This window comes from Bacteroides sp. 3_1_23, from assembly GCF_000162555.1.
GTDB classification, from domain to species: Bacteria; Bacteroidota; Bacteroidia; order Bacteroidales; family Bacteroidaceae; genus Bacteroides; species Bacteroides ovatus.
Genome location: NZ_GG774949.1, coordinates 1,724,091 through 1,727,607, shown reverse-complemented (window position 1 = coordinate 1,727,607; position 3,517 = coordinate 1,724,091). Strand labels below are relative to the sequence as shown.

The window sequence follows — 3,517 nt, the reverse complement described above, 5'->3', positions numbered from 1 at the left end:
AATGGTGTTACTGTTGGGACCTAAGGAAGAAACAGACATATCCACGTCATGGTAATAAAGTAATGGCTTATTTTAATGATACTCTTTATTGTGAATCAGATTCATATGGTAATGGAGAAAATTATGAAACAGTAGATGGACTTTCTTCTGTATGTATTATTGTTATGTATTTTTACCGATTGCCTCGTTCTGGGCCATGGGCAGGAGCTACATTTTATAAAGATTCTGTAGGTTGGATATGCCAATTATATGATTCTCCTAGTAGTACTGATATAAGTAAAGCTCAAGCAGACTCGATAATTAAAGCATGGGGGATTGAAGAATGATCCTTGATCATGGATGAAAGTTAGTATATGCATATTATAATAGAAACTAACTTTTGTGAACTTGGGTTGCAAACGATATGTTTTTTATTATGGATTAAGATTGATCAGTTAAAATAGAAATATAATGAAAAAAGTAGGTCGATTTAGTTTGTTTGAATTGCAGGATGCTAGTTCTGTAATAGACAAAGCGTCTCAAAAGACATTTATTGGTGGCGGTTCAGGATCTTCATCGGATCCTTATACACAGGATGAGTTTGACTCTATGATGTACTCCGGTCATTGGAATGGTGGCTTTGTATATGGTATGGGGTGGGTAATACCTCAAGTTTATATATATTCGAATCGTTATAAATATGCGGGTGGTTATCGTCCTTCCGGAGGTGGTGGAGGTGGCTCCTTTTGGCCCGGTGGTGGTTGGCCTGGTAGTGGAGGCAATGCAGGTGGTTACAATCCTAATCATAATAGCTACTATCATGGACATAATGGTTACTGGGGGCATAATGGCTATTCCAATCATTATGGTTATCCGGGATTTTATGGTTATCATTTTTATGGAGGTGGTGGAGGTGGATGGGGAGGCTCTGATAACAGTAGCTCGTTGACCGATGGCGTAAATATCAATGATAGTAGTCATTTTACTTTTGAAACAGAATCTCAAGCTGTTTTTCATCAACAGCTAACAAATATTCTAAAAAGTAACTCTGTGCTTAAGTCGTTACTTAGTTATTTTAATAAAGGTATTATACATATGACATTTGAGATAGATGATGTAAATAGTATCGCCCAAACTACTTATCCGTCTCATGAATCATTTAAGATTATTTTTAATAGTAAGTTTATTGATGAAAATGGCTGGAATAAAATTTTGGAACAAGACAATGTTGGTTATGATTGGAGTAAAGTAAATACTCCTGATGAAGCATTAGTTATAGTGTTGGCTCATGAGGCACAACATGCAAATCATGTGGCGAGATATTATGATGCAATGACAGAGGCAAAAAATAATCCGGGTGGAGCAGCTCTATTGCTATATGAATGGGGATATAGTCAAGACTTCATTGATGTTTTCTTTCATAGTGACAATGGTGAATGGAGTAATGTACCAAGTGACCAGCAGGTTGATAATATGCATGAATATATGAAGAAATATAATCAATCAGTATTTGATAAAGCTTTAGAGGAGTATAGAGAAGATTATAACTATTAATAAATGACTGTATGAGAATGTTGTTTTATGTATTAGCTTGTTTTCTATTATTGTCTTGTCAAGTAGATAAAAAGAGTAAAGTTGTGGATGTTTCAGTTTCTGGGAAAATGACTAAATTGGAGCGTCTCTATTTGTTATCTCATGATTCTATATTACAATCGTATGATTTATCAAACGATAGTATAACTCATTTTCCGAACTTATCAAAATATACAATAAATAATCTAGATTTATCTGGTAATTTGTTGGATACGCTAATAATTGATTTTTTACCTAAGAATTTAGAAAGACTAAATTTATCATATAATTATTATAAAGGTAAGGTGAAAATTTATAAAAATACTCTTCCAGATTTAAAGGAATTAGATATATCTCATAATGAATTAGAGGCAATAGTTATTTTTGAACCATTACAGAAAATAATATTGTCTTATAATAATTTTGGTCTTATTAGCTTGAATCATGAGTATTTGCATTACCTAGATGTATCTTATAATAGTCGTCTGACTCAGGAAGTTTCTTTTGAACCCACCCAAATAGACACTGTTGTGCGTGAGGGAGTTGCAGAAGGAAAGCGTTTGTATGGTCCTATAAGTATTTGGTCCATAAAAGCGATAGAGTAAATAGAATATACAGTTGTTCTTCCTATAGAAAAGTGAGAGATGAAAGAGGTATTATGGGTAATTGCGAAAATAATAAACTTTAGATGTTCGAATTGGCTCCTATTTTCTTTTTTACGACAAGGGGTTAAATAGATTCAGTATTGGAAGAATATAGAAATGATTATAAACAGAGAATAATATGAAAAATAGATGTTGTATATTCATTGTTTTCCTTTTCTTATTATCTTGTCAATCAGGAAGTAAGAAAAAAACAGTAGAATGTGTTTCGATAAAGGAATTGACTAAATTGGAGCAACTCTTTTTATTACCTCAAGATTCGATAATGGTAGAGTATGATTTGTCCAATGATTGTATAGTTTCTTTTCCTGATTTATCATCATATACAATTAAAACCCTTAATTTATCCAACAATTTATTAGATACGTTCATTGCTGCTTACCTTCCAAAAGAATTGGAAAAGCTTAATCTTTCCCATAATCGTTATAGGGGGATATTGAATATAGAAGAATTCATTCCAGATTTGCAAGAATTGGATATTTCTTATAATAAATTGCGTACAATAGAAGTCGGAAAACCACTATATAGACTTATTTTATCTCATAATGATTTCGGAGTCATTCTTTTGAATCATAAAAATTTACGCTATCTAGATGTATCTTATAATAGTCGTCTGACTCAGGAAGTTTCTTTTGAACCTACCCAAATAGACACTGTTGTGCGTGAGGGAGTTGCAGAAGGAAAGCGTTTGTATGGTCCTATAAGTATTTGGTCCATAAAAGCGATAGAGTAAATAGAATATACAGTTGTTCTTCCTATAGAAAAGTGAGAGATGAAAGAGGTATTATGGGTAATTGCGAGAATAATAAACTTTAGATGTTCGAATTGGCTCCTATTTTCTTTTTACGACAAGGGGTTAAATAGATTCAGTATTGGAAAAATATAGAAATGATTATAAACAGAGAATAATATGAAAGGTACTATAAGTGAAAAGTGGACATGGTCTGAAACTATTACAATTAATTAAGAATGAGGATTTTAGTTTGTCTCATTTTATTCTTACTATTATTTTCTAGTTGTTTATGTCGTACACCTAAGGCAATCTATCCTGCATGTTATGGTGTTGAATATAACTCAGTTAGAGATAGTCTAGGAATCGTATTGTTAGATTCTAGCTGGATACCAATGAAAACATGGAATGGTGTTACTGTTTGGGGACCTAAGGAGAAACAGACATATCCACGTCATGGTAATAAAGTAATGGCTTATTTAATGATACTCTTTATTGTGAATCAGATTCATATGGTAATGGNGAAAATTATGAACAGTAGATGGACTTTCTTCTGTATGTATTGTGTTATGTA

The 3,517-nt window shown here is 32.5% G+C and carries 3 protein-coding genes and 1 pseudogene; all 4 read left to right on the top strand.

Annotated elements, in window-relative coordinates; genetic code table 11:
* Window positions 1–326: pseudogene (locus tag HMPREF9010_RS17505) on the top strand (hypothetical protein); the annotation flags it as partial.
* A gap of 124 nt (window positions 327–450) precedes the next feature.
* Window positions 451–1,533, top strand: coding sequence for a hypothetical protein (locus HMPREF9010_RS24980; protein WP_008647940.1), 1,083 nt, complete (start codon window positions 451–453; stop codon window positions 1,531–1,533).
* An 11-nt stretch (window positions 1,534–1,544) separates the two neighbouring features.
* Window positions 1,545–2,156, top strand: a complete 612-nt coding sequence (locus HMPREF9010_RS17510) for a hypothetical protein (RefSeq protein WP_008647938.1) — start codon at window positions 1,545–1,547, stop codon at window positions 2,154–2,156.
* A 178-nt stretch (window positions 2,157–2,334) separates the two neighbouring features.
* Window positions 2,335–2,946, top strand: coding sequence for a hypothetical protein (locus HMPREF9010_RS17515; RefSeq protein WP_008647937.1), 612 nt, complete (start codon window positions 2,335–2,337; stop codon window positions 2,944–2,946).
* Window positions 2,947–3,517: the final 571 nt, after the last annotated feature.